The sequence below is a fragment of the Streptomyces sp. NPDC006743 genome (assembly GCF_040703815.1).
Classification (GTDB): domain Bacteria; phylum Actinomycetota; class Actinomycetes; order Streptomycetales; family Streptomycetaceae; genus Streptomyces.
The window spans coordinates 169,311-193,845 of sequence record NZ_JBEYJA010000011.1; the positions used below are offsets into that span (position 1 = coordinate 169,311).

Below are 24,535 nucleotides of genomic sequence, written 5' to 3' on the forward strand. Positions count from 1 at the left end.
TGGTGCCTTCCGGAAGATCAGGCCGTCAGGGAGGCACCGACGTGGCAGCGCAACCGGGGGAGACACGAGGGTGGGTGCGCAGGCTCGCCTCGTACGCGTGGCGCCATCCCAGGGACGTCGTCCTCGCTCTCGGCTCCTCCCTCGCCGGGATGGCGGTCATGGCCGTCGTCCCGCTGATCACCAAGGTCGTCATCGACGACGTCATAGGTGACCACAGCCGCGCCATGGCCCCCTGGGCAGGCGCCCTGATCGGCGCCGCGCTCCTCGTGTACGCCGCCACCTACGTCCGCCGCTACTACGGCGGCCGGCTCGCCCTCGACGTCCAGCACGACCTGCGCACCGAGATGTACGGGTCGATCACGAAGCTGGACGGCCGCCGCCAGGACGACCTCTCCACCGGCCAGGTCATCGGCCGCGCCACCAGCGACCTCCAGCTCATCCAGGGCCTGTTGTTCATGCTGCCGATGACCATCGGCAACGTCCTGCTCTTCGTGATCTCCCTGGTGATCATGGCCTGGCTGTCGCTGCCGCTGACCCTGGTCGCCCTGGCCGTCGCCCCCGCGCTCGGCTGGATCGCCAAGCGCAGCCGCAGCAGACTCCACCCGGCCACCTGGTACGCGCAGGCGCAGGCGGCGGCCGTCGCCGGTGTGGTGGACGGCGCGGTCAGCGGCGTCCGCGTGGTGAAGGGCTTCGGGCAGGAGGAGCAGGAGACCGCCAAGCTGCGCGCGGTCGGCCGCCGGCTGTTCGCGGGGCGGCTGCGCACGATCCGGCTGAACGCGAAGTTCACCCCGGCCCTCCAGTCGGTCCCCGCGCTCGGCCAGGTCGCCATGCTGGCGCTCGGCGGCTGGCTGGCGGTGAAGGGGCACATCACCCTCGGCACGTTCGTCGCCTTCTCCACCTACCTCGCCCAGCTCGTCGGCCCGGTCCGCATGCTCGCGGTGGTCCTCACGGTCGGCCAGCAGGCCCGCGCCGGCACCGAACGCGTCCTGGAACTGATCGACACCGAGCCCACGCTCACCGAGGGCACCAGGGAACTGCCGGCCGACGCCCCCGCCACCGTCGAGTTCGACGACGTGTCCTTCGCCTACACCGACGGCCGCCCCGTCCTCAAGGGCCTGTCCTTCGAGATCCGCCCCGGCGAGACCCTCGCCGTCGTCGGCTCCTCCGGCTCCGGCAAGTCCACCGTCTCCCTGCTCCTGCCGCGCTTCTACGACGTCACGCACGGCGCCGTCCTGATCGGCGGCCACGACGTGCGCGAGCTGACGCTCGACTCGCTCAGGGCCGCGATCGGCCTGGTCCCCGAGGACTCCTTCCTCTTCTCCGACACCGTCCGCGCCAACATCGCCTACGGCCGCCCCGACGCCACCGACGAGGAGATCACCGCCGCCGCGCGCGCCGCCCAGGCGGACCGTTTCATCGCCGAGCTGCCCGACGGCTACGACACCAAGGTCGGCGAGCAGGGCCTGACCCTGTCCGGCGGCCAGCGCCAGCGCGTCGCCCTGGCCCGCGCCATCCTCACCGACCCGCGCCTGCTCGTCCTGGACGACGCCACCTCCGCCGTCGACGCCCGCGTCGAGCACGAGATCCACGAGGCGCTCGGCCAGGTCATGCGGGGCCGCACCACCCTGCTCATCGCGCACCGCCGCTCCACCCTCGGCCTCGCCGACCGCATCGCCGTCCTCGACGGCGGCCGGCTCGCCGACATCGGCACCCACGACGAACTCCAGGAACGCTGCGCGCTCTACCGGCGCCTGCTCACCGACCCCGACGAACTCGGCGGCGTCTCCCCGGGCCACGCCCTGCCCGCCGTGCCCCCGGAGGACACCTCGGTCCGCGAGGAACTGGACGCCGAGTTCGACGCCGAGCGGGGCATCACCCCGGCTCTGTGGGCGGGCGAGCGCGAGCCGCGCGACGCGGCGACGGCCGGCATGCCCGCCACCCCGGAGCTGCTCGCCCAGGTGGAGGCCCTGCCGCCGGCCACCGACACCCCGGACGTCGACGAGGCCCGCGCCGTGCGCCCCGAGGCCTCCTACGGCCTGCGCCGCCTGCTGCACGGCTTCGGGCTGCCCCTGCTGGCCAGCCTCGGCCTCGTCGCCGTGGACGCCGGGATGGGTCTGCTGCTGCCCGTCCTGATCCGGCACGGCATCGACCAGGGCGTCACCAGGATGGCGCTCGGCGCCGTCTGGACCGCTTCCCTGCTCGGCCTGCTCGCCGTGCTCGTGCAGTGGGCGGCGCAGACCGGCGAGACCCGGATGACCGGCCGCACCGGCGAGCGCGTCCTGTACACGCTGCGCCTGAAGATCTTCGCCCAGCTCCAGCGGCTCGGTCTCGACTACTACGAGCGCGAGCTGACCGGCCGGATCATGACGCGGATGACCACGGACGTCGACGCCCTGTCGACGTTCCTGCAGACCGGTCTGGTCACGGCCTTCGTCTCCGTGGTCACCTTCTTCGGGATCATGGTCGCCCTGCTGGTGATCGACGTCGGACTGGCCCTGGTCGTCTTCGCGACCCTGCCCCCGCTGATCGTCGCCACGTTCTTCTTCCGCCGGGCCAGCGTCAAGGCCTACCAGCTCGCCCGCGAGCGGGTCTCGGTGGTCAACGCCGACCTCCAGGAGTCGGTGGCCGGGCTGCGCATCGTGCAGGCGTTCCGGCGCGAGGAGGACGGCGGACGGCGGTTCACCGAGCGCAGCGACAGCTACCGCCGGGCCCGCATACGCGGCCAGTGGCTGATCTCCGTCTACTTCCCCTTCGTCCAGCTCCTGTCCTCGGTCGCGGCGGCCTCCGTGCTGATCGCGGGCGCGGGCCGGGTGGAGGCGGCGACGCTGACCACGGGCGCCCTGGTGGCGTACCTGCTCTACATCGACCTGTTCTTCGCGCCCGTCCAGCAGCTCTCCCAGGTCTTCGACGGCTACCAGCAGGCCACCGTCTCCCTCGGCCGGATCCAGGAACTGCTCCAGGAGCCGGCGTCCACCGAGCCCGCCGCCGACCCCCGCGAGGTGCCCGCCCTGCGCGGCGAGATCGCCTTCGAGGACGTGCGCTTCGCCTACGGCGACGAGGAGGAGGCCCTGACCGGGATCGACCTGCGCATCCCCGCCGGACAGACCGTCGCGTTCGTCGGCGAGACCGGCGCGGGCAAGTCGACCCTGGTCAAGCTGGTCGCCCGGTTCTACGACCCGACCGGCGGCCGGGTCACCGTCGACGGCACCGACCTGCGCGAGCTGGACATCACGGCCTACCGCCACCGGCTCGGCGTCGTCCCGCAGGAGGCGTACCTCTTCCCGGGCACCGTCCGCGACGCCATCGCCTACGGCCGCCCGGACGCGGCCGACGCCGAGGTGGAGGCCGCGGCCCGCGCGGTCGGCGCGCACGAGATGATCGCCACCCTGGAGGGCGGCTACCTGCACGAGGTCGCCGAACGCGGCCGCAACCTGTCGGCCGGGCAGCGCCAGCTCATCGCGCTGGCCCGCGCCGAACTCGTCGACCCGGACGTCCTGCTGCTCGACGAGGCCACCGCCGCCCTGGACCTGGCCACCGAGGCCCAGGTGAACCAGGCCACCGACCGGCTGGCGGGCCGCCGCACCACGCTCGTGGTCGCCCACCGGCTGACCACGGCCGCCCGCGCGGACCGCGTGGTCGTGATGGACCACGGCCGTGTCGTCGAGGACGGCATGCACGACGAACTCCTGGCCCGCGACGGCCGGTACGCGCGCCTGTGGCGCACCTTCATCGGCGCGGGCGAGCCCGGGCAGCCCGTCAGCGCGTCCCGGTGAGGCGGCGGGGGCAACCATCCGGGGTACGTACGGCGTCCGTACACCTGTACGTCGATGTGCCTGCCGCAAGGGGAGGGGTGACCGTGGACCGCGCTGCGCTGCGCCGCCCGCTGGCCCTCGGCCTGGCCGTGCTGACCGGATCCGGACTGCTGTCGCTGGCGGTGCCCGGCGCCGCCCAGGCGGCCTCGGGCCCGTCCTCGTGCCGGGGCCGCGAGGTCCGGACGCTGTCGTTCGCCACCGGCTCCGTGCACGTCTACAAGCGCGACGGCTACGTCTGCGCGGTCACGGTCTCCGACCGCCCCGGCCGCGTGCAGACGATGTCGGTGACCGTGCAGGCCCGCGGCAACCGCCCGGTCACCGACAAGGGCCGCTACTCCTACCGGGCCGGCCCGGTCACCGTCCACGCCGGACACCGCTGCGTGCGCGTCAGCGGTTCGGTCGGCTCGCGGTCGGCCGGCAGCGGCTGGATCCTGTGCTGACGGCTGACGGCTGACGGCTGACGGCTGACGGCTGACGGCTGACGGCTGACGCCCCCACGGCTGACGGCTGCCGCCGGGGCCGGCGCCCGGCGGGCCGTCCCGCCGGCCTCCGCCCCGGCCGCCGCCTCGCCGAGCCGCCGAGTGGCCCGACGGCGGCCCCGGCAGGGCCGATTCGCCGACTCCCCTGGTGTGCACCCGAGTTGCTCCGATAGCTTCCGGCGCACATCTGTCTCACAGGGGAGTGTGCATGCGCAAGGCGCTCAGATGGCTGCTGGCGCTGGTGGTGCTCGTGGGCACCGTCAGCACGGCCGGGGCGGCCACCGCCGCCCAGACCCGGGCCACCGGCACCGACATCAAGGACCGGCTGCTGTCCATACCGGGCATGAGCCTGATCGAGGAGAAGCCCTACACCGGCTACCGCTTCTTCGTCCTGAACTACACCCAGCCGGTCGACCACCGGCACCCGTCCAAGGGCACCTTCCAGCAGCGGATCACCGTGCTGCACAAGGGAGTCGACCGCCCCACGGTGTTCTACACCGGCGGCTACAACGTCTCCACCACCCCGAGCCGCCGCGAGCCGACCCAGATCGTGGACGGCAACCAGGTCTCCCTGGAGTACCGCTTCTTCACCCCGTCCCGGCCCGCCCCGGCCGACTGGTCCAAGCTCGACATCTGGCAGGCGGCCAGTGACCAGCACCGCCTCTTCACCGCCCTCAAGCAGGTCTACACGCACAACTGGATCGCCACCGGCGGCTCCAAGGGCGGCATGACGGCCACCTACTACGAGCGGTTCTACCCGCGCGACATGGACGGCGTCGTCGCCTACGTCGCCCCCAACGACGTCGTCAACGACGAGGACTCCGCCTACGACCGCTTCTTCGAGACCGTCGGCACCAAGGAGTGCCGCGACCGGCTCGGCGCCGTACAGCGCGAGGCACTGGTGCGCCGTGAGCCGCTGGAGGAGAAGTACGCCCAGTACGCCGCGGACAACCACTACACCTTCACCACCATCGGCAGCCTGGACCGGGCCTACGAGGCGGTCGTCCTCGACTACGTGTGGGGCTTTTGGCAGTACAGCCTGCTGAAGGACTGCGACACGATCCCCGCCGACGCCCGCACCGCCACCGACCAGCAGATCTGGGACTCGGTCGACACCATCTCCGGCTTCTCCGCCTACACCGACCAGGGCCTGGAGACCTACACGCCGTACTACTACCAGGCGGGCACGCAGCTGGGCGCCCCCACGATCCGCTTCCCGCACATCGAGAAGAAGCTGATCCGCTACGGCTACCAGCCGCCGCGCAACTTCGTGCCCCGCTCCATCCCGATGCGTTTCGAGCCCTACGCCATGCGCGACGTCGACACCTGGGTGCGCCACCACGCGGACGGGATGATGTTCGTCTACGGGCAGAACGACCCCTGGGGCTCGGAGCGGTTCCGCCTCGGCCACGGCGCCCGGGACTCGTACGTCTTCACGGCACCGGGCATGAACCACGGTGCGAACGTCGCGGGCCTCGTGCCCGGGCAGAAGGCGCTCGCCACCGCCAGGATCCTCGACTGGGCGGGCGTCGCCCCCGCCGAGGTGCGGGAGAACCCGTCGGCGGCCCGGCCGCTGGCCCGCCCCGACGCGAAGCTGGACGTGCGGGACGTGGAACGCGAGCCCGCGCTCAGACCGTAGGAACCACACACCGCAACCGCGGTGGACCGCGCCCCGGGACACACTCCCCGGGCGCGGCCCGCCGGCCGGTCAGTACGACAGGCCGTACCCGATGGGGTACAGCACCCGCGAGGGATCGTCCGCCCGCTGCACCGGCACCGGCAGCTTCCCGCGCGGCCGCACCCGGCCGGCGATGACGCGGGCGGCGGCGCGCAGTTCCACGTCGGTCCAGGAGTACGACGCCAGGTACGCCGGTACGGACGGGAGCTGGGCGACGTCGTAGGGGTTGCGGACGGCCAGGGCGACCACCGGGCGCCCGGTCGCCGTCAGCCGCTCCACCAGCGTGCGCTGCGCGCTGCCCGCCGTGACGTTGTACGTCGCGACGACCACCGCGTCCACGTCGCCCGCCGCCGCGACCGCCCGGTCGATGGCGGCCGCCGAGGGGGCGGTGCCGGTGGACAGGGCGGTGGCCTTGAAGCCCAGTTCGGTGAGGGCGGCGGCGAGCACCCCGGTGGGCGGGCCCGTGGTGCCCGACGGTGAGGCCGGGTCGGCGCCCACCACGAGGAGGGTGCGGTGGCTGCGGCGCGACAGGGGCAGCAGCCGGGCCTCGTTGACCAGCAGGGTCGTCGTCCGCTCGGCGATACGGTCGGCCTCCGCCAGATGCCCGGGGGTGCCGACCCGGTGCGCCACCTGGCGCTCGGAGACGTACGGGTCCTCGAACAGGCCCCGGCGGGCCTTCATCCGCAGAATGCGCAGGATCGATTCATCGAGCCGGGCCTCGGTCAGCTCGCCGCCGCGCACGGCGTCCAGGACCGCGTGCCAGGCGACGTCCAGGTCGGGCGGGTTGAGCAGCTGGTCCACGCCCGCTTTCAGCGCGAGCACCGGCACCCGGTCGTCACCGTACTTGGTGCGCACCCCCTGCATGCCGAGCGAGTCGGTGATCACCACCCCGTCGTAGCCCAGCTCGCCGCGCAGGATGCCGGTGAGGATCGGGTGGGACAGCGTGGCCGGGTCGCCGGAGTCGTCGAGCGCCGGGAACTGGATGTGCGCCGTCATGATCGAGTCGATGCCGGCCCTGATCGCCGCCCGGAACGGCACGGCGTCCAGCTTCTCCCACACCTCCCGGGTGTGCGTGATGACCGGGAAGCCGTAGTGGCTGTCCACCGCGGTGTCGCCGTGCCCGGGGAAGTGCTTGGCGGTCGCCGCGACCCGCGCCCCCTGATAGCCCCTCACCTCGGCCGCCACCAGCCGGGCCACCGCGTCCGGGTCGGCGCCGAAGGAGCGGACGCCGATGACCGGGTTGGCCGGGTTGACGTTCACGTCGGCGTCGGGGGAGTAGTCCTGGTTGATGCCCATCGCGCGCAGCTCGGTGCCCGAGATCCGGCCGAGGGCGCGGGCGTCGGGGACGGAACCGGAGGCACCGAGGGCCATCGCGCCCGGGAAGAGGGTGGCGGGCTTGCCGACCCGGCAGACGATGCCGTGCTCCTGGTCGGTGGCGACCAGCACGGGCAGGCCGCGCGGCTGCTGGAGCGAGGCCCGCTGGATGCCGTTGGACAGGGCGGCGATCTGCTGCGGGTCGCGGGTGTTGTGGGCCCAGGTGAAGTAGATGATGCCGCCGACGCGGTACTTCGCGACCAGCTCGGCGGCGGTGCGGACACCGATCTCCTGGAGGTTGGCGTCGATGTCGGCCTGGTCGGGGTCGGTGGCCGAGTGGCCGTAGACCCGCATCACGAACAGCTGCCCGACCTTCTCCTCGAGCGTCATCCGCGACACGAGGGCGCGCAGCCGCCGCTCGTCGGGACGGGCGGCGGCCTCGGCGGTGCCGGTGCCGGTGCCGACGGCGAGGGCGGCCGTGAGGGTGGCGGTGGCGGCGAGGACGCCGCGTCTGGAGGGGCGGGGGGAGGAGGGGGTGGAGGGGCGTGTGGTGTCGTGCACGTGCGCTCCTTCCGGAGGGGTTCCGCTGAAGGAAACTTCCGAGGAGTCACCAATATCCGGGAAGTTTCTGCCAGTCAAGGGAACGCACGCACCGGACCGGCGGACGCGGCGACCACCCCCACGGCCCACCGACCGGGACCACCGTGCGGGGCGGCGGACCGGGTAGGGCGGAGCCGACGGGTGCGTGGCGGCGGACAGGGGAGGGCGCATCCGGTGGTGCGTGGCGGCGGACCGCTCAGGGAGCCGACCGGCCGTGCGTGGCGGCGCGCCGGGTGCCTCTCACCCCGCCGTCCGCGGTGTGTGCGCCGATGCGGCCGGCCAGTGCGCGCGCAGCGTGCGCACCGTCTCGGCGATGGCCGGCCGGCGGGCCGCCCCCGCCCGCCACAGCGCGTACAGGTGCCGTACGGGCACCGGATCCAGCGGGACCTCGACCACCCCCTCGGGCAGCGGCCCGCGGCCCAGGCGCGGGATCAGGGCCACGCCGAGACCGGCGGCGACCAGTGCGACCAGCGTCGGGTTCTCGTCGGCCTGGTGGACGACGTCCGGCTCATGGCCGGCGGCGCGCAGGGTGCGCAGCAGCCAGTCGTGGCAGACCCGCCCCGGCGGCTGGCAGATCCACCGCTCCCCGCCCAGCTCGGAGCGCCGCACCGCGGCCCGCCCGGCGAACGGATGCCCGGCCGGCACCAGCAGGTCGCACAGGTCGTCCCCGATGGCCGCCTGCTCCACCCCGGCCGGCGCGGGCAGCGGCGCGATGTCCCAGTCGTGCGCGACCGCGAGGTCGACGGCCCCCTTGGCGACCAGGTCCACCGACAGGTGCGGGTCGACCTCGCTGAGCCGGGCGTCCAGCGCGGGGTGACGCCGGGCCAGGTCGGCCAGCACGCCCGGCAGCAGCCCGCGCGCCGCCGAGGCGAACGCGGCGACGGTCAGCCGCCCGGCGGGCACCCCGCGCCGCTCCTCCAGCTCGGTCTCCGCCCGTTCGACGATCGCCAGCAACTCCTGGGCCGTGGCCACGAGCTGGTGCGCCTCGTCGGTGAGCCGCACCCCGCGCCCCGCGCGCTCCAGGAGGACGGTCCTGGTCTCCCGTTCCAGCTTGGCGATCTGCTGGGACACCGCCGACGAGGTGTAGCCGAGCGCGGTGGCCGCCGCGCCGACGGTGCCGTGCACGGAGACGGCGTGCAGGGCGCGCAGCCGCTGCAGATCGAGCACGGTTCCTCCAGGGGCCGGTCGGGAACGATTAGCGTTGCTGCATCCAACAGTGCAGCAATCATCGCTGGTGCTACACGGTCGGGGCGAGTGATCCTCGACGCATGCGACCCACCCATGTCCTGATCGCCGTCCTCGTCGCCGCCGTCTGGGGCGTCAACTTCACCGTCATCGAGGTCGGCCTCGGTCACTTCCCGCCGCTGCTCTTCTCCGCCCTGCGCTTCCTGGCCGCCGCGCTGCCCGCCGTCCTCCTCGTGGGCCGGCCCAAGGTGGCCTGGAAGTGGATCGTGGCGGTGGGACTGGTCCTCGGGGTCGCCAAGTTCGGCCTGCTGTTCGTGGGCATGGACCACGGGATGCCGGCCGGGCTGTCCTCCCTGGTGCTGCAGATCCAGGCGGTGTTCACGGCCCTGTTCGCCTTCGCGGCCCTCGGCGAACGCCTCACCCGGCTGCGGCTGGCGGGCATGGGCGTGGCGCTCGCCGGGATCGTCGTCGCCGCCGTGGACGAGGGCACCACGGGCCCGCTCGGCGCCTTCGCGCTGGTCGTCGTCGCGGCGGCCTGCTGGGGAGTGTCCAACGTCCTGACCCGCAAGGCGGCCCCGCCGGACGCCCTGAACTTCATGGTCTGGGTCAGCACCGTTCCGGTCCTGCCGCTCCTCGCCCTCTCCCTGCTGACCGAAGGCCCCTCCCGGGACCTGGCCGCGCTGCGCGGCCTCGACTGGCAGGGCGCGGGCACGGTCCTCTACGTCGCCTGGGTCACCACGGTCTTCGGCTTCGGCGCCTGGGGCTGGCTGCTGCGCCGCCACCCCGCCTCCACCGTGGCGCCCTTCTCCCTGCTGGTCCCGGTCTTCGGGATGTCGGCGGCGGCGCTCTTCCTGCACGAGTCGGTGACCGGACTGCGCTGGTGCGCGGGGGCGCTGCTGGTGGGCGGGGTGGCGCTGACGTCACTGGCCCCGGTGAGGACCGCGGGAAAGACCCGCGCCGGGACCCCGGCGGCGAGCCCGGCGCCCACCCCCGTACGCGACCGGGTCGCCGTCCCCGCCCGGCGGCCGGACTGACACCGGCCGCCCGGCCTCCGGAGGCCGGACTGACTCCGGCGCCGCCCGGCCTCCGGCGTCGGACCGGCCGAAACCGGGTCGACGCGGCCGGGGCCGTACGTCAGACTCCCCGCGTGACGATCACCATGGAGGGGCCCGCCCTGGAGGGCGGCCTCGTACGTCTGGAACCGCTGGCACACCGGCACGCCGCCGACCTCGCGGTGGCGGCGGAGGAGGACCGGGACTCGTACGCCTACACCTGGGTGCCCCGGGCCGGCGAGACCGAGGCCTACATCGACGCCCAGCTCGCCCGCGCGGCCACCGGACGCCTCGCCCCCTACGCCCAGATCTCCCTCGCCACCGGCCGGGCGGTCGGCGCCACCTCGTACTGGGAGCCACGCTCCTGGCGCGCGGAGGACCGGCTGGACGCCGTCGAGGTGGGCTTCACCTGGCTCGCCCGCTCCGCCCAGGGCACCGGCATCAACGCCGAGGCCAAGTACCTGCTCTTCCGGCACGCCTTCGAGGTGTGGCGGGTCTCCCGCGTCGACCTGAAGACCGACGCCCGCAACAGCCGCTCACGCGCCGCGATCGAGAGCGTCGGCGCCCGTTTCGAGGGCGTCCTGCGCAACTGGTCCCGCTCCTGGGCGCCGGGTGAGGACGGCCGGCTGCGGGACTCCGCGATCTACTCGATCACGGCCGAGGAGTGGCCCGAGCGCCGCCCGGCGCTGGAGGCACGGGTGCGCAGGGCGGCCGGGCGGGAAGAGCGGTAGGGGCCGCGGGCCCGGGCGGAGAGTCCGGCCCGGCCGGCCATCTCAGGCAGGCCGGGCGGGCCGGCGGGAGGATCGGTCGACCCGGGCGGGCCTGCGGGAGGACCGGGGAAAGACGCGGACTACGCCGACTCGTTGAGCAGCCGGGTCAGGTACTCCCGTCCCGGGCCGAGGAGTCCGGGCAGCGGCTGTGCCGCCTCGTACCACCGCTTCTCGTACTCCCAGCACAGCCAGCCGTCCCAGCCCGCGCGGGTGAGGACGTCGACGCACTCGGTGAGCGGCAGGACACCCGCGCCCAGCGCGAGGGGGACGGTGTCCTCGGCCGAGTCGATGTCCTTGACCTGCACGTACCCGAGGTGCGGGGCGAGCGCCGCGTACGTCTGTGACGGCTGCTCACCGCCCAGCCAGGTGTGCATCACGTCCCACAGCGCGCCCACCTGCCCGTGCCCGACCGGCCCGAGGACGCGGATGGCGTCGGCGCCGGTGCGGTGCGAGTCGTGGGTCTCCAGCAGGACACGGACCCCGAGCGCGGCGGCGTCCTCGGCGACGACGCCCAGACGCCGGGCGGCGGTGGCGTCGGACTCCTCGCGGGGGCGGCCGGCGTCGGCGCCGGGGAAGACCCGGACGAACGGGGCGCCCAGGTCGTGCGCCAGTCGCAGCAGCCCGCGGATCTCGTCCAGGACGGGGCCGTCGTCGCCGGGCGCGGCGACGCGCGCGTACCCGGCCACGCACAGCACCTCGACCCCCGCCGCTTCGAACAGGGCGGCGGTCTCCGCGCGTTCGGCGGGGGAGAGGCCGGGGTGCACCGGTTCCTCGGGGTGCGCGCGCAGTTCGACGCCGTGGTAGCCGTGCGCGGTCGCGAGCGCCAGGACCTCCGGGATCGGCAGGCCGGGGACACCGAGAGTGGAGAACGCGAGCTTCATGGGATTCCTCCGTGGATACTCCGCCCTTCAGGACGGAGAGGAAACGGGCCCCTGCGGAGCAGGGCAAGGAGCGGGGTTCCGCCCCCAGGGCGAAAGACCGTGCTCTGAGCAGCAGGTTTCATCTTTACCCGTCATGACACTGGTTTGTGAGCATGACCACGGCGCCGGTGAAGCGGGCGTTCACGTACCGCTTCCGTCCCCTGGACGAGCAGGCAGAACCGCCCGGTGCCTACTCGTGCCCGGCGGGTCGGAACACGTTGAGCTGCGCCCCCGTCTTCGCGGTCTGCGACGACACCAGCCGCCATGTCCGCAGCACCCCGTCCGCCGGGAAGACCGACTTGCCGCCGCCGAGGAGCACCGGCATGACGGCGAGCCGCAGTTCGTCCACCAGGTCCGCGGCCAGCAGCGCCCGCACCAGCGTGGGACTGCCCATCATCGCGAGGTCGCCGCCGCCGGCCGCCCGCAGTTCCCGTACCTTCGCGAGCGCCTCGGCGCCGGGCACGCGCACGGTGTTCTCCCAGGTCAGCGCGGAGTCGTCGAGGGTGTCCGACACGACGTACTTGCGCAGGGAGTTGATCCGGTCGGCGAAGGGGTCACCGGCCCGCCCGGGCCAGGCCGCGGCCATCGTCAGGTAGGTGCGGCGGCCGTAGAGCAGCGCCTCGGCCTGCTCCAGGCCCGCGGCGAACGCTCCGCCGAGCACCTCGGGGTCGAAGAAGGGGTGCGACCAGCCGCCGTGCGCGAAGCCGCCGTCGGTGTCCTCCTGCGGACCGCCGGGCGCCTGCACGACTCCGTCGAGGCTGATGAACTCGGTGACGACGACACGCATGGGAATGCCTTCCGTTTCCTGGCCGGTCGGTACGGCAGAGGAGACCGCGAGCGGCGCCGGAACTCATCGGTGCCCGCACCGGCCCGGGGCCCGCGTCCGCACCCGAACCGTACGGCAGCCCCCCGGGGCCCCGCCGCCCGGCCCGCCGCCGGACGCCGTACGACTGACCGTCCCGTACGGCACGGCCGGCCCTCCGTTGTGCCGCCCGGCCCCGGTCTCACCCGCGCGGCACTCCCGTGGACCCCCGCACCATCAGCTCTCCCCGGACCGTGGCGATGCCCCCGGGCGGGGGCTCCTCGCGGCCCATGGCGATGCGGCCCGCCCGTGCGCCGGCCTCCGCGAGGGGCAGGCGGACCGTCGTGAGGGAGGGCACCGCGTCGACACTGAAGGGCAGGTCGTCGAAGCCCGCCACCGAGACGTCCCCCGGGATGCGCAGCCCGGACTCGCGCAGCGCGGCGCAGGCGCCCAGCGCCACGGAGTCGTTGGCGGCGACGACCGCCGTGAGCGCGGGGTCGCGGCGCAGCAGCTCCAGCGTGGCCTCGTAACCGGACCGGCGGTCGAACCGGCCGTGCACGGTACGGTCCGGGTCGTCCTCGACGCCCGCCGCCGCCAGCGCCTCGCGGTGCCCTTCGAGGCGGTGCCGGGTGGTGGTGCGCTCCCGCGGGCCCGCGATGTAGCCGAGCCGCCGGTGTCCCAGGCCCGTCAGGTGCTCGGTCAGCTGCCGCGCGCCCCCGCGGTTGTCGAAGGCCAGCGCGACCGCCTCGGTGTCCGGCACCGGCGGCCGTCCGCACAGCACCACCCGGGTCCCGGCCTCCGCCAGCCGGCGCAGTTTCGCCGCGACCGCCGCCGCGTGCGGCGCGCTCTCCACCGCACCGCCGGTGAGCACGACCGCGGCGGCCCGCTGCCGCTGGAGCAGCGTCAGGTAGGTCAGTTCCCGTTCGGGCGAGCCGCCGGTGTTGCAGACCACCGCCAGCCGTTCGCCGCCGGCCCGCCCGCCCGGACCGCCGATCTCCGACTGGATCGCGCTCGCCATGATCCCGAAGAACGGGTCGGCGATGTCGTTCACGAGGATGCCGACCAGGTCGGAGGTGGCGGCGGCGAGCGCGCTCGCGGGGCCGTTGAGCACGTAGTCCAGCTCGTCGACGGCCTTCAGGACCCGCTCCCGGGTGGAGGCGGCCACCGGGTAGTTCCCGTTCAGCACGCGCGACACCGTCGCGGGCGAGACCTGGGCGCGGGCCGCCACGTCCGCCAGGGTCACCGTCATCTCGTCGTCCTCCGGTCGCGCGTGTCGTCGTGGGTGAGCGGGCACCGTCCGGGCGGCTGCCGCGGGCCGTGGTGTCGTGCAGACCTTACGGCCATTCGCCCCCTTGTTCGCCTGCTCGAACGCCACGGTGCCCGTCCGCCGGGACACCGCGGTGTCCGTCCGCCCGGACAACACGATCCGTGCCCGCTCTTGTCCGGACCGCTGTCCAGAGGCTAGCTTCTCCTGACGTAGAAAGCGCTTGCTGTCCTCGCTCGCCGCACCCGCGGCCGCACGAGCAGCACCGCGACGGGTGACCGTACGCGCGTCGGTGACGCGTGACCGTACACGCGGCGGTGACGAGCGGCGACGGCACATGACCGCGACGAGCGGCGAGGACAGAGGGCCGCGACGGGCGCGGCGAGGACAGGGGTCCGCGACAGCGGCCGCGGGAGAGCGGGCGCGAGCGGCCGTACGAAAGGACTGGGACCGACGTGACACGCAAGACGGTGCGGATCGCCATGAACGGCGTGACCGGACGCATGGGCTACCGCCAGCACCTGGTCCGCTCGATCCTCGCCCTGCGCGAGCAGGGCGGACTCGACCTCGGCGACGGCACCGTGCTGTGGCCGGAACCCGTCCTGGTCGGCCGCCGCGAGCACGCGCTGAAGGCGCTTGCCGGCCGGCACGGCCTGGAGCACGTCTCCACCGACCTGGACGCGGTCCTCGCCGACCCGGCCGTGGACATCTACTTCGACGCCCAGGTCACCTCCGCCCGCGAGGAGGCGATCAAGAAGGCGATCGCCGCGGGCAAGCACGTCTACACCGAGAAGCCCACCGCCACCGGCCTCGACGGCGCCCTGGAGCTGGCCCGCCTCGCCCACGCGGCCGGCATCCGGCACGGCGTCGTCCAGGACAAGATCTTCCTGCCGGGCCTGCTGAAGCTGAAGCGGCTGATCGACGGCGGCTTCTTCGGCCGCATCCTGTCCGTGCGCGGCGAGTTCGGCTACTGGGTCTTCGAGGGCGACTGGCAGGAGGCCCAGCGCCCGTCGTGGAACTACCGGGCCGAGGACGGCGGCGGCATCGTCGTCGACATGTTCCCGCACTGGGAGTACGTGCTGCACGAGCTGTTCGGCCGCGTCACCTCCGTCCAGGCCCTCACCGCCACCCACATCCCCCAGCGCTGGGACGAGAACGGCAAGCCGTACGACGCCACCGCCGACGACGCCGCCTACGGCATCTTCGAACTGGAGGGCGGCGCGGTCGCCCAGATCAACTCCTCCTGGGCGGTGCGCGTCAACCGCGACGAACTCGTCGAGTTCCAGGTCGACGGCACGGAGGGCTCCGCCGTGGCGGGCCTGCGCCGCTGCCGCGCCCAGCACCGCTCCGCCACCCCCAAGCCGGTCTGGAACCCCGACGTCCCGGCCACCGAGGTCTTCCGCGACCAGTGGCAGGAAGTGCCCGATAACACCGACTTCGACAACGGCTTCAAGGCCCAGTGGGAGCTGTTCCTGCGCCACGTCTACGCCGACGCCCCCTACCACTGGGACCTGCTCGCCGGCGCCCGCGGCGTCCAGCTCGCGGAACTGGGCCTGAAGTCCTCCGCCGAGGGCCGCCGCATCGACGTCCCGGAGATCGCGCTGTGACCCTCCACCTGCCGGACGCCGACGGCACGCTGCGGGCCTACGAGCCGCGCACCGAGCCCTTCGCCGCCGCCCCGGGCGCTCCCTTCACCTCCCGTACGGTCTTCTCCGCCGCCCACGTCGTCGCGGACCCGTTCGCCGACGTCTCGCCCGACTCGCCCGCGGCCGTCGACTGGGACGCCACCCTCGCCTTCCGCCGCCACCTGTGGTCGCACGGGCTGGGCGTCGCCGAGGCCATGGACACCGCCCAGCGCGGCATGGGCCTGGACTGGGCGGGCGCGGCCGAGCTGATCCGCCGCTCGGCGGCGGAGGCGAAGTCGGTGAGCGGCAAGATCGCCTGCGGTGTGGGCACCGACCAGATCACCGGCGGCACGCTCGCCGGCATCCGCGCCGCCTACGAGGAACAGCTCGCCGTCGTCGAGGAGTCCGGCGCCCAGGCGATCCTCATGGCCTCCCGCGCCCTCGCCGCGACCGCCCGGGGCCCGGAGGACTACCTGGAGGTCTACGGCCACCTGCTGCGCCAGGCCGCCGAACCGGTGATCCTGCACTGGCTCGGCCCCATGTTCGACCCGGCGCTGGAGGGCTACTGGGGCTCCGCGGACCTCGACGCGGCCACCGGTACCTTCCTGGACGTCATCGCCGCCCACCCCGACAAGGTCGACGGAGTGAAGATCTCCCTGCTGGACGCCCAGCGCGAGATCGACCTGCGCCGCCGCCTGCCCCGGGGCGTGCGCTGCTACACCGGCGACGACTTCCACTACCCGGAGCTGATCGCCGGCGACGACCAGGGGTTCAGCCACGCCCTGCTCGGCGTCTTCGACCCGCTGGGCCCGCTGGCCGCCGAGGCGGTACGCGTCCTGGACACCGGTGACACGGCCGGCTTCCGCGCCCTCCTCGACCCCACCGTCGCCCTCTCCCGCCACCTCTTCCAGGCCCCCACCCGCTTCTACAAGACGGGTGTCGTCCTGCTCGCCTGGCTGGCCGGGCACCAGTCGCACTTCACGATGGTCGGCGGCCTGCAGTCGGCCCGTTCCCTGCCGCACCTGGCCCGCGCCTACGAACTCGCCGACGGTCTGGGCCTGTTCCCGGACCCCGCGCTCGCCGAGGAACGGATGCGCGGCCTGCTCCTCCTCCACGGGGTGAACCGATGACCCACGCCGGCCTGAGCCGTTTCTCCGTCAACCAGATGACCGTCAAGCAGCTCCCCCTGCCCGAACTCGTCGGCGCCTGCGCGGAACTGGGCGTCGGCGGCATCGGCCTGTGGCGCGAACCGGTGCGGGCCTACGGGCTGGAGGCCGCCGCCCAGCTCGTCCGGGAGGCGGGCCTGACCGTCACCACCCTGTGCCGGGGCGGCTTCCTCACCGCGGCCGACCCCGTCGAACGCGCGGAGGCGCTGCGCGACAACCACGCGGCCGTCGACGAGGCCGCCGCGCTCGGCACGGACACCCTGGTCCTCGTCTCCGGCGGACTCCCCGCCGGGGACAAGGACCTGCACGGCGCCCGCGAACGCGTCGCCGACGCCCTCGCCGTCCTCGGCCCCTACGCGGCCGAACGCGGTGTACGTCTGGCCATCGAGCCGCTGCACCCCATGTTCGCCGCCGACCGCTGCGTGGTGTCCACCCTGACGCAGGCCCTGGACCTGGCCGAACGCTTCCCCGCCGACCAGGTCGGCGTGGCCGTGGACACCTACCACATCTGGTGGGACGACCGGGCGCCCGCCGAGATCGCCCGGGCGGGCGCGTCCGGCCGCATCCACACCTTCCAGCTCGCCGACTGGACCACCCCGCTGCCGGAGGGCGTCCTCAACGGCCGCGGCCAGATCGGCGACGGCGCCATCGACATGCGCGAGTGGAAGGGGTACGTGGAGGCCGCCGGCTACAGCGGCCTCATCGAGGTCGAACTGTTCAACGACGCTCTGTGGGCGCGCGACGGCCGGGAGGTGCTGGAGGAGACGGCGGCGCGGTTCGTGGAACACGTCGTGCGCTGACCGCCGGGCGGGGCCGTCGGCGTCGGCGGCGTTCCCGGCCGCCGGGAAATACCGCGAAGAATATCGCCGCGCAGTGCAACCCTTCCGGCGCGCGGCATGTCGTATCTGTCGTCGGAACCCCCGGTGGGGGCCCGGGGAGACCCGGGGAGGCTCGGGGGGAGCCACGGGTTCCGGCGCAGGAGGGGAAGAGCCGAGGGGGCCGGGTCGACGACCGGGCCCCCTCGAAGCTGTCCGGGCCGGTCTCCTAGAAGAACACCCCGCAGCGCAGCAGCACGTTCGCGTACGGCCGCGCCTCCCCGGTCCGTACGACCAGACGCGCACCCGCCGACAGCTCCTTGAGCCGCTCGTGCGGGACCAGGACGAGCCCGGGGAAGCGGCCGTCCAGCAGCGCGGCAGCCGCCGGATTGGCCCCGCGCACCTCGGCCGCCGCCGTCGCGCCCTCCACCACCAGCTCCGCCAGCAGCCCGTCCAGTACCTCGGCGAAGGACGGCACCCCGGCACGGAACGCCAGGTCGACCACCCGCGGCCCGGCCGGTATCGGCATGCCCGCGTCGCACACCAGCACCTCGTCGGTGTGCCCCAGCTCGGCCAGGGCACCGGACAGATGCCGGTTGAGGATGCCCGCCTTCTTCACCGTGAGCCGCCTCGCGCCGGGTCGCCGGAGGAGTCCTCCCCGTCCCGGCCGGGGGCCCCGGAACCGTCCTGCGGGACGGCAGGGGACAGGGCGTCGACCTCCGCCGCCGTCGGGTACGACTCCTGCGCACCCCGCTTCGTCACGGCCGCCGCGCCCACCCGGGCCGCGTACGCCGCCGCTTTCTCCAGGGACGCGCCCGCGCCGAGCCGCCAGGCCAGCGCCGCGGTGAACGCGTCGCCCGCGCCCGTCGTGTCCACGGCGTCCACCTTCACGGACGGCACCCGGGCCGTCCCCTCGGCGGACGCCACCAGCGCGCCCTCGCCGCCCAGGGTGACGACCACCGAACGCGGGCCGCGCGCGAGCAGCGCCCGCGCCCAGTCCTCCGGGCCGGCACCGGCGTCCGCCCCGCCCAGGATGACCTTCGCCTCGTGCTCGTTGACGATCAGCGGGTCGCACGCCTCCAGGAGCTGGGGCGGCAGCGGGCGCGGCGGCGACGGGTTGAGCACGAACCGGCTCCCCGCGGCCAGGTGGCGTACGGTCTCCACGACCGTCTCCAGCGGGACCTCCAACTGCGCGGACACCACCCGCGCGGACCCGACGAGAGCCGCCGCGGCACGGACGTCCCCGGGGGTCAGCCGGCCGTTGGCACCCGGCGAGACCACGATCGAGTTGTCTCCCGACGGGTCCACCGTGATCAGCGCGACCCCGGTCGGCGCGCCGCCGATCAGCACACCCGCCGGGTCGACCCCGGCCGACCGCTGCGCGTCCAGCAGCAGCCGTCCGTGCGCGTCGTCACCGACCCGGGCCAGCAGGGCCGTGCGGGCCCCCAGCCGGGCCGCGGCGACCGCCTGGTTGGCGCCCTTGCCGCCGGGGTGGACGGCCAGGTCGGAGCCGAGGACCGTCTCCCCGGCCGCGGGCCGGCGCTCGACGCCGATCACCAGGTCGGCGTTGGCCGACCCCACGACCAGCAGGTCGTAGTCGTACATGCGCAGTGTCTCCTTACGGGAACGGGTCGCCGGTCAGCCGCTGAACCCGGCCACGTTCTCCTTCGTTACCACCTTGACCGGCACCTTCACCGTCGGCGCGACCTTCTTTCCCTGGACCGCCTTGAGCGCGTTGTCCACGGCGATCCGGCCGAGCTGGCTCGGCTGCTGCGCGACCGAGGCGTACAGCGTGCCGTTCTTGACGGCGGTCAGGCCGTCCGGGGTGCCGTCGAAGCCGACGACCTGCACGGACCTGCCGGCCTTGGAGCCGAGCGCCTTGACCGCGCCGAGCGCCATCTCGTCGTTGGCGGCGATCACGCCCTGCACGTCGGGGTGGGCCTGGAGCAGGTTCGACATCACGTCGAGACCCTTGGTGCGGTCGAAGTCGGCGGGCTGCTGGGCGAGGACCTGGATGCCCGGGTAGGCCTTGAGACCCTGGGCGAAACCGGCGGCGCGCTCACGGGCGGCGGAGGTGCCCGCCTGCCCCTGGAGGATCACGATCTTCCCGTGCCCGCCCAGCTTCTCGGCGATGGTCCTGGCGGCCAGTTCGCCGCCGGCCACGTTGTCGGAGGCGACCAGCGCGGCCGTCCTCGCGTTGTTGACGCCGCGGTCCACGGCGATGACGGGGATGTCCGCCTTGCCGGCGGCCTTCACGGAGTTGCTGGCCGCGTCCGAGTCCACCGGGTTGACGATGATCGCGCCCAGGCTCGAACTGGTGAAGTTCTGGAGCTGGTTGGCCTGCTGCGAGGCGTCGTTCTGCGCGTCGGTGACGGTCAGGTCCAGGCCCAGCTTCTTCGCCTCGGCCTGCGCGCCCGACTTGATCTGCACGAAGAACGGATTGTTGAGGGTGGACAGCGACAGACCCATCTTCGGGGTCGTCGAAGCGGACCCGGTGTGCAGCAGCGAGGTCGCGGCCACCAGCGCCACGGTCACCACCGCCGCCAGCCCGTACGTCGCCGCCTGCTTGCCCTTGCCGCCGCCGCTGCCCGTGCCCGCGGCCTGCGGGGTCGCCCCGGCCTTGCGGCGCACGGTGTCGAGCAGCACCGCCAGCGCGATCACGACACCGATGACGACCTGCTGCCAGAACGCCGACACCGACAGCAGGTTGAGGCCGTTCCTGAGCACCGCGAGGATCAGCGCGCCGATCAGCGTCCCGGACGCCTTGCCCGTGCCGCCCGCCAGCGAGGCGCCGCCGATGACGACCGCCGCGATCGCGTCCAGCTCGTAGCCGTTGGCGGCCTGCGGCTGCGCGGAGGAGAGCCGGGCGGCGAGCACGATGCCGGCCGCGGCGGCGAACAGCCCCGACAGGGCGTAGATTGCGAGCTTCTGCCGCTTCACCCGCAGCCCCGAGAGCCGGGCCGCCTCCTCGTTGCCGCCGATCGCGTACATCGAACGCCCGATGTACGTACGTCCCAGCACGAACGCCGTGATCAGGCCCATGACGACCATGACGAGCACGGGCACCGGCAGCCAGCCGCCGAGCGTGTCACCCAGGTGCGAGACCGAGTCCGGCAGGGCGATCGGGGAGCCCTGCGAGATGACCAGCGACAGACCGCGGCCCACCGACAGCATGGCCAGCGTCGCGATGAACGGCGGCAGCTTGCCGTAGGAGATCAGGAAACCGTTGACCAGGCCCGCCGCGATGCCCGTGGCGACGGCGAGGACCACCGCGAGGACCACCGGCACCCCGTGCGAGGTCGCGCTCCAGGCGAGCACCGTCGCCGACAGCGCCGCCACCGAACCGACCGACAGGTCGATGCCCGCCGCGACGATGACGAAGGTGACACCGAAGGCCAGGATGGCGGTCACCGCCGCCTGGACACCGATGTTCAGCAGGTTGTCCGTCGTCAGGAAGTCCCCGGAGAGCGCGGACAGCGCGATGACGAGGACGATCAGCGCGGTCAGCGCGCCGTTGTCGAGCAGCAGGCGGCGCAGGCCGCCGGAGGCGCCACCCGCGCCCGCCTTGCTCTTGAGCGTGTCAGTGGCCACGGGGGGCCTCCACTTCGGTCGTTCCGTTCGTAGGAGTGCTGACGGCGAGCGCCATCACGGCGTCCTGGGTCGCCTCGTCGGCCGGGAGTTCCCCGGCGATCCGGCCCTGCGCCATCACCAGCACCCGGTCGCTCATGCCGAGCACCTCGGGCAGGTCGCTGGAGATCATCAGGACGGCGGCGCCGGCGGCCGTCAGTTCGTTGATGAGCTGGTAGATCTCGACCTTGGCGCCGACGTCGATGCCCCGGGTCGGCTCGTCGAGGATGAGGACCTTGGTGTCGGCCAGCAGCCACTTGCCGATGACGACCTTCTGCTGGTTGCCGCCCGACAGGGTCCGCACGTGCTGGCCGAGACCGGCCATCCGCACGCCGAGCTGCCCGGCGATCCGCTCGGCCTCCCGGTGCTGCCCCTTGAGGTCCACGAGGCCGCCGCGCGAGGCCGACCGCAGGGTCACCAGACCGAGGTTCTCCTCCACCGAGGCGTCGAGGACCAGCCCCTGCCCCTTGCGGTCCTCGGGCACCAGCCCGATCCCGGCGGCCATGGCCGCGTTCACGTCGTGCCGCCGCAGCCGGGCACCGGCGACGCGGACGTCACCCCGGTCGTACGGGTCCGCGCCGAACACGGCCCGCACGACCTCCGTACGTCCCGCGCCCACCAGCCCCGCGATGCCGACGACCTCACCGGCGTGCACCTGGAAGCTGACGTCGTGGAAGACCCCGTCCCGGGTGAGCCCCTCGACGGCGAGCAGCGGCTCGCCCCGCTCGGCCCGCTCCCTGGGGTACTGCTGCTCGATGGAGCGCCCCACCATGAGCCGGACCAGCTCGTCCTCGGGCGTCGAGGCGGGCACCTGGCCCACGCTGCGCCCGTCCCGGATGACCGTGACCCGGTCGCCCAGGGCGGCGATCTCCTCCAGGTGGTGCGTGATGAACACGATCCCGACGCCGTCGGCGCGCAGCGTCCGCACGATCGAGAACAGCTTCTCGACCTCCTCGGAGGTGAGTACGGCGGTCGGCTCGTCCATGATCAGCACGCGGGCGTCCAGGCTCAGCGCCTTGGCGATCTCGACCATCTGGAGCCGGGCGATGCCCAGTTCGCGCACCCGTGCGCGGGGCGACACGCTGACGCCCACCCGTTCGAGCAGGGCGGCGGCCTCGGTCTCCATCCGCTTGCGGTCGATCATCCCGAAGCGGCGCGGCTGGCGGCCCAGGAAGATGTTCTCGGCGACCGTCAGATCGGGTACGAGGTTGAACTCCTGGTAGATCGTGGCGATCCCGAGCCGCTCGGAGTCCTGCGCACCGTGGATGCGCACCTCCTCGCCGGCGGCCCAGATCCGCCCGGCATCGGGGGTGTAGGCACCGGAGAGCATCTTGATGAGCGTGCTCTTGCCGGCGCCGTTCTCCCCGAGCAGCACGTGCACCTCGCCCCGGCGCAGGTCGAAGTCGACGCTGTCCAGCGCCACCACGCCCGGGAAGGTCTTCCGGATGCCCTCGATGCGCAGCAACTCCTCCGGGTCGCTCACGGCATGCTCCTGTTCGTTGCGACGGACTCGGGGACGGTGGGGGCGCCGGTGGCCGGGGGACCGGCCGCCCGGCTCCCGGCCGGGACGCCGGCGTCGGGGGTGACGGTCCTCGCCCCGTCCGCGGTGGCGGCACGGGCGGCGAGCGCGGGAGCCGGCCCGGCGGCGGCCTCGCCGCACGAGCGGCGGACGACGAGCCGGGCGGGCAGCGTCACCGACTCCGGCCCCCGGCCCTCGATACGGTCCACCAGCGCCCGTACGGCCGCCCGCCCCAGCTCGCCCGTGGGCTGGGCGACGGCGGTGATCGGCGGATCGGTGTGCACGAACCACGGGATGTCGTCGAACGCCGCCAGCGCGATGTCGTCCGGCACCCGCAGCCCGCGCGCCCGGATCGCGTCCAGCGCGCCGAGCGCCATCAGGTTGTCGGCCGCGAAGACCACCTCGGGCGGCTCGGGCAGGTCGAGGAACCCCTCGGTGACCCGCCGCCCGCTCTCGGCCTGGAAGTCGCCCTGCCCGGTGTAGGCCTCGGGGAGGTCGAGCCCGTAGGCGGCCAGCGCCTCCCGGAAGGCCCGCACCCGCTCACTGCCGGTCGTGGTGGCCGCGGGACCCGCGATGATCGCGAGCCGCCGGTGCCCGAGCCCGTACAGGTGCGCGACGAGGTCCCGCACCGCCTGCTGCCCGTCGGCCCGCACCACGGGCACGTCCACGCCCTTGATCCACCGGTCGACGAACACCATCGGCGTCCCCGAGCGCGCGGCCTCGAGCATCAGCGGCGAACCACCGTCGGTGGGGGAGACGAGCAGGCCGTCGATCCGCCGGTCCAGCAGGGTCCGCACGTGGTGGTCCTGGAGATCGGGCCGCTCGTCGGCGTTCCCGATGATCACGCTGTACCCGAGCGCGCGGGCCTCCTCCTCGACGGAGCGGGCCAGCTCGGTGAAGTACGGGTTGAGCACGTCGCTGATGACGAGCCCCAGGGTGCGGGTCTGGTCCGTGCGCAGCGAACGGGCGACGGCGTTCGGCCGGTAGCCCAGCGCCTCGACGGCGGCCAGCACACGCGCCCGTGCCTCGGCGCTGACCGACGGATGGTCGTTCAGGACGCGCGAGACCGTGGCGACGGACACGCCCGCCCCGGCAGCGACATCCTTGATGCTCGCCATCGCCGCTCCACCTCCTCGTGGAATCGATTACACGAGGGATTGGAATCGATTACACGAGGCGTGGCAAGAGGGGGTTACCGAATCGTTACGCGTCCTGCGGAACGCCGCGATCTGTGGATGTGGCAACCACGGGACGCGGCTGTGCCAGGGCTGTGACGCAAGACGGTTGCGAGTGTGATCGCCGGTGGTGAACATAGTGGGGCAGAAACGTTCACCGAGGGTTGGCGGCCTTGAGCCTCGCGCCAACCCTCCGCTGGGGGAGGCGAGTTCGGCGTGAAGTTCGATATGGGTGCGCAGACGTTGTCGGCGTTGATGCGTGATTCGCGTGGGTCGAGTGATGATCTGGGGTCGTTGATCCGGCAGTTGGTGCAGGCGGTGGAGCCGTTGGAGGGGAAGTTCAATGGTGCGGGCCGTCGGATGTTTGATGAGTTCAAGGGGCGTGCGGATGGGATCGCGCGTGAGTTGAATGCGTCGTTGGGGGCGATTTTGGGTGGTCAGTCGGGGATGGAGGGTGCGTTTTCCTCGGGTGATCAGGAGCAGGGTGAGAATGCGCGGCAGCAGATGGGTGCGGCGAATTTCGATGCGGCGCGTTTCCGCTGAGTTGTTGTTCTGCTCTGTGCGTTCTGTGCGTTCTGTGCGTTCTGTGTGTTCTTTCGGGCGTGTCGGGTTTTCCGGGTTGTCTGCCGGGTTGTCTTCCGGGTTTTCTGGGTTGGTTGTTGGTTTGGTGGGGAGTGGTGTGTGATGGCGGGTTCGGGTTCGGATCGTCGGTCGTATGACACGGGTGCGTCG

At 73.3% G+C, this 24,535-nt stretch carries 19 protein-coding genes; 9 read left to right on the forward strand and 10 right to left on the reverse strand.

Annotation, left to right across the window (positions count from 1 at the left end; translation table 11 throughout):
- Window positions 1-41 precede the first annotated feature (41 nt).
- From ABZ719_RS12895 to ABZ719_RS12905, 3 genes are all read left to right on the forward strand, one after another.
- A complete protein-coding gene (locus ABZ719_RS12895; protein WP_366725226.1) occupies window positions 42-3,773 on the forward strand; it encodes an ABC transporter ATP-binding protein in 3,732 nt (1,243 codons plus the stop codon).
- Between the two features lie 83 nt (window positions 3,774-3,856).
- On the forward strand, window positions 3,857-4,252 hold the full coding sequence (locus tag ABZ719_RS12900) for a hypothetical protein (protein WP_366725227.1): 396 nt from the start codon (window positions 3,857-3,859) through the stop codon (window positions 4,250-4,252).
- Window positions 4,253-4,499: 247 nt separating this feature from the next.
- Entirely contained in the window at window positions 4,500-5,930 is a 1,431-nt protein-coding gene (locus tag ABZ719_RS12905; protein ID WP_366725228.1) for a S28 family serine protease, read from the forward strand.
- 69 nt (window positions 5,931-5,999) lie between these two features.
- Here the strand turns inward: ABZ719_RS12905 and ABZ719_RS12910 are convergent, their stop codons facing one another.
- Together ABZ719_RS12910 and ABZ719_RS12915 are read right to left on the reverse strand one after the other, a co-directional pair.
- Window positions 6,000-7,844, reverse strand: coding sequence for a glycoside hydrolase family 3 protein (locus ABZ719_RS12910; protein ID WP_366725229.1), 1,845 nt, complete (start codon window positions 7,842-7,844; stop codon window positions 6,000-6,002).
- Between the two features lie 279 nt (window positions 7,845-8,123).
- Window positions 8,124-9,050 (reverse strand): LysR family transcriptional regulator, encoded by a 927-nt coding sequence (locus ABZ719_RS12915; protein WP_366725230.1) that lies wholly within the window; start codon window positions 9,048-9,050, stop codon window positions 8,124-8,126.
- A gap of 101 nt (window positions 9,051-9,151) precedes the next feature.
- On the opposite strand from ABZ719_RS12915, the gene ABZ719_RS12920 reads away from it, so the two are divergent.
- Together ABZ719_RS12920 and ABZ719_RS12925 are read left to right on the forward strand one after the other, a co-directional pair.
- Window positions 9,152-10,102, forward strand: coding sequence for an EamA family transporter (locus tag ABZ719_RS12920; protein ID WP_366725231.1), 951 nt, complete (start codon window positions 9,152-9,154; stop codon window positions 10,100-10,102).
- 113 nt (window positions 10,103-10,215) lie between these two features.
- Complete coding sequence (locus ABZ719_RS12925) at window positions 10,216-10,851, forward strand: GNAT family protein (RefSeq protein ID WP_366725232.1); 636 nt, start codon at window positions 10,216-10,218, stop codon at window positions 10,849-10,851.
- A gap of 119 nt (window positions 10,852-10,970) precedes the next feature.
- Here the strand turns inward: ABZ719_RS12925 and ABZ719_RS12930 are convergent, their stop codons facing one another.
- The 3 genes from ABZ719_RS12930 to ABZ719_RS12940 all read right to left on the reverse strand — a co-directional run bounded on the left by ABZ719_RS12930 (window position 10,971) and on the right by ABZ719_RS12940 (window position 13,861).
- Entirely contained in the window at window positions 10,971-11,771 is an 801-nt protein-coding gene (locus tag ABZ719_RS12930) for a sugar phosphate isomerase/epimerase family protein (RefSeq protein WP_366725233.1), read from the reverse strand.
- A 229-nt stretch (window positions 11,772-12,000) separates the two neighbouring features.
- The gene (locus ABZ719_RS12935; protein ID WP_366725234.1) at window positions 12,001-12,597 is read right to left on the reverse strand and encodes a dihydrofolate reductase family protein; all 597 of its coding nucleotides are present in this window, start codon (window positions 12,595-12,597) and stop codon (window positions 12,001-12,003) included.
- A gap of 217 nt (window positions 12,598-12,814) precedes the next feature.
- Window positions 12,815-13,861: a LacI family DNA-binding transcriptional regulator gene (locus ABZ719_RS12940; RefSeq protein WP_366725235.1), complete on the reverse strand. Its 1,047-nt coding sequence runs from the start codon at window positions 13,859-13,861 to the stop codon at window positions 12,815-12,817.
- Window positions 13,862-14,331: 470 nt separating this feature from the next.
- Between ABZ719_RS12940 and ABZ719_RS12945 the strand changes: the two genes are divergently transcribed.
- The 3 genes from ABZ719_RS12945 to ABZ719_RS12955 are packed head-to-tail and all read left to right on the forward strand — an operon-like array spanning window position 14,332 to window position 17,467.
- Window positions 14,332-15,483, forward strand: coding sequence for a Gfo/Idh/MocA family oxidoreductase (locus ABZ719_RS12945; RefSeq protein WP_366725236.1), 1,152 nt, complete (start codon window positions 14,332-14,334; stop codon window positions 15,481-15,483).
- Entirely contained in the window at window positions 15,480-16,631 is a 1,152-nt protein-coding gene (locus ABZ719_RS12950) for a dihydrodipicolinate synthase family protein (protein WP_366725237.1), read from the forward strand. Before ABZ719_RS12945 ends, ABZ719_RS12950 begins: the two co-directional genes overlap by 4 nt.
- Window positions 16,628-17,467 (forward strand): sugar phosphate isomerase/epimerase family protein, encoded by an 840-nt coding sequence (locus ABZ719_RS12955; RefSeq protein ID WP_366725238.1) that lies wholly within the window; start codon window positions 16,628-16,630, stop codon window positions 17,465-17,467. The genes ABZ719_RS12950 and ABZ719_RS12955 overlap by 4 nt, the downstream gene beginning before the upstream one ends.
- A gap of 244 nt (window positions 17,468-17,711) precedes the next feature.
- Here ABZ719_RS12955 and rbsD read toward each other — a convergent pair whose 3' ends face one another.
- From rbsD to ABZ719_RS12980, 5 genes are read right to left on the reverse strand one after another with little or no spacing between them, the layout of a single operon-like run.
- Entirely contained in the window at window positions 17,712-18,101 is a 390-nt protein-coding gene (gene rbsD / locus ABZ719_RS12960) for a D-ribose pyranase (protein WP_366725239.1), read from the reverse strand.
- Window positions 18,098-19,087 carry a ribokinase gene (locus ABZ719_RS12965; RefSeq protein WP_366725240.1) on the reverse strand — a complete coding sequence of 330 codons (990 nt, stop codon included), beginning with the start codon at window positions 19,085-19,087 and terminating at the stop codon, window positions 18,098-18,100. Before ABZ719_RS12965 ends, rbsD begins: the two co-directional genes overlap by 4 nt.
- A gap of 33 nt (window positions 19,088-19,120) precedes the next feature.
- A complete protein-coding gene (locus tag ABZ719_RS12970) occupies window positions 19,121-21,073 on the reverse strand; it encodes a substrate-binding domain-containing protein (RefSeq protein ID WP_366725241.1) in 1,953 nt (650 codons plus the stop codon).
- A complete protein-coding gene (locus ABZ719_RS12975; RefSeq protein ID WP_366725242.1) occupies window positions 21,063-22,592 on the reverse strand; it encodes a sugar ABC transporter ATP-binding protein in 1,530 nt (509 codons plus the stop codon). Before ABZ719_RS12975 ends, ABZ719_RS12970 begins: the two co-directional genes overlap by 11 nt.
- Window positions 22,589-23,746 (reverse strand): LacI family DNA-binding transcriptional regulator, encoded by a 1,158-nt coding sequence (locus ABZ719_RS12980; RefSeq protein ID WP_366725243.1) that lies wholly within the window; start codon window positions 23,744-23,746, stop codon window positions 22,589-22,591. Before ABZ719_RS12980 ends, ABZ719_RS12975 begins: the two co-directional genes overlap by 4 nt.
- Window positions 23,747-24,019: 273 nt before the next feature.
- Here ABZ719_RS12980 and ABZ719_RS12985 point away from each other — a divergent pair, with 273 nt between their 5' ends.
- Window positions 24,020-24,346: a hypothetical protein gene (locus tag ABZ719_RS12985; protein WP_366725244.1), complete on the forward strand. Its 327-nt coding sequence runs from the start codon at window positions 24,020-24,022 to the stop codon at window positions 24,344-24,346.
- Window positions 24,347-24,535: the final 189 nt, after the last annotated feature.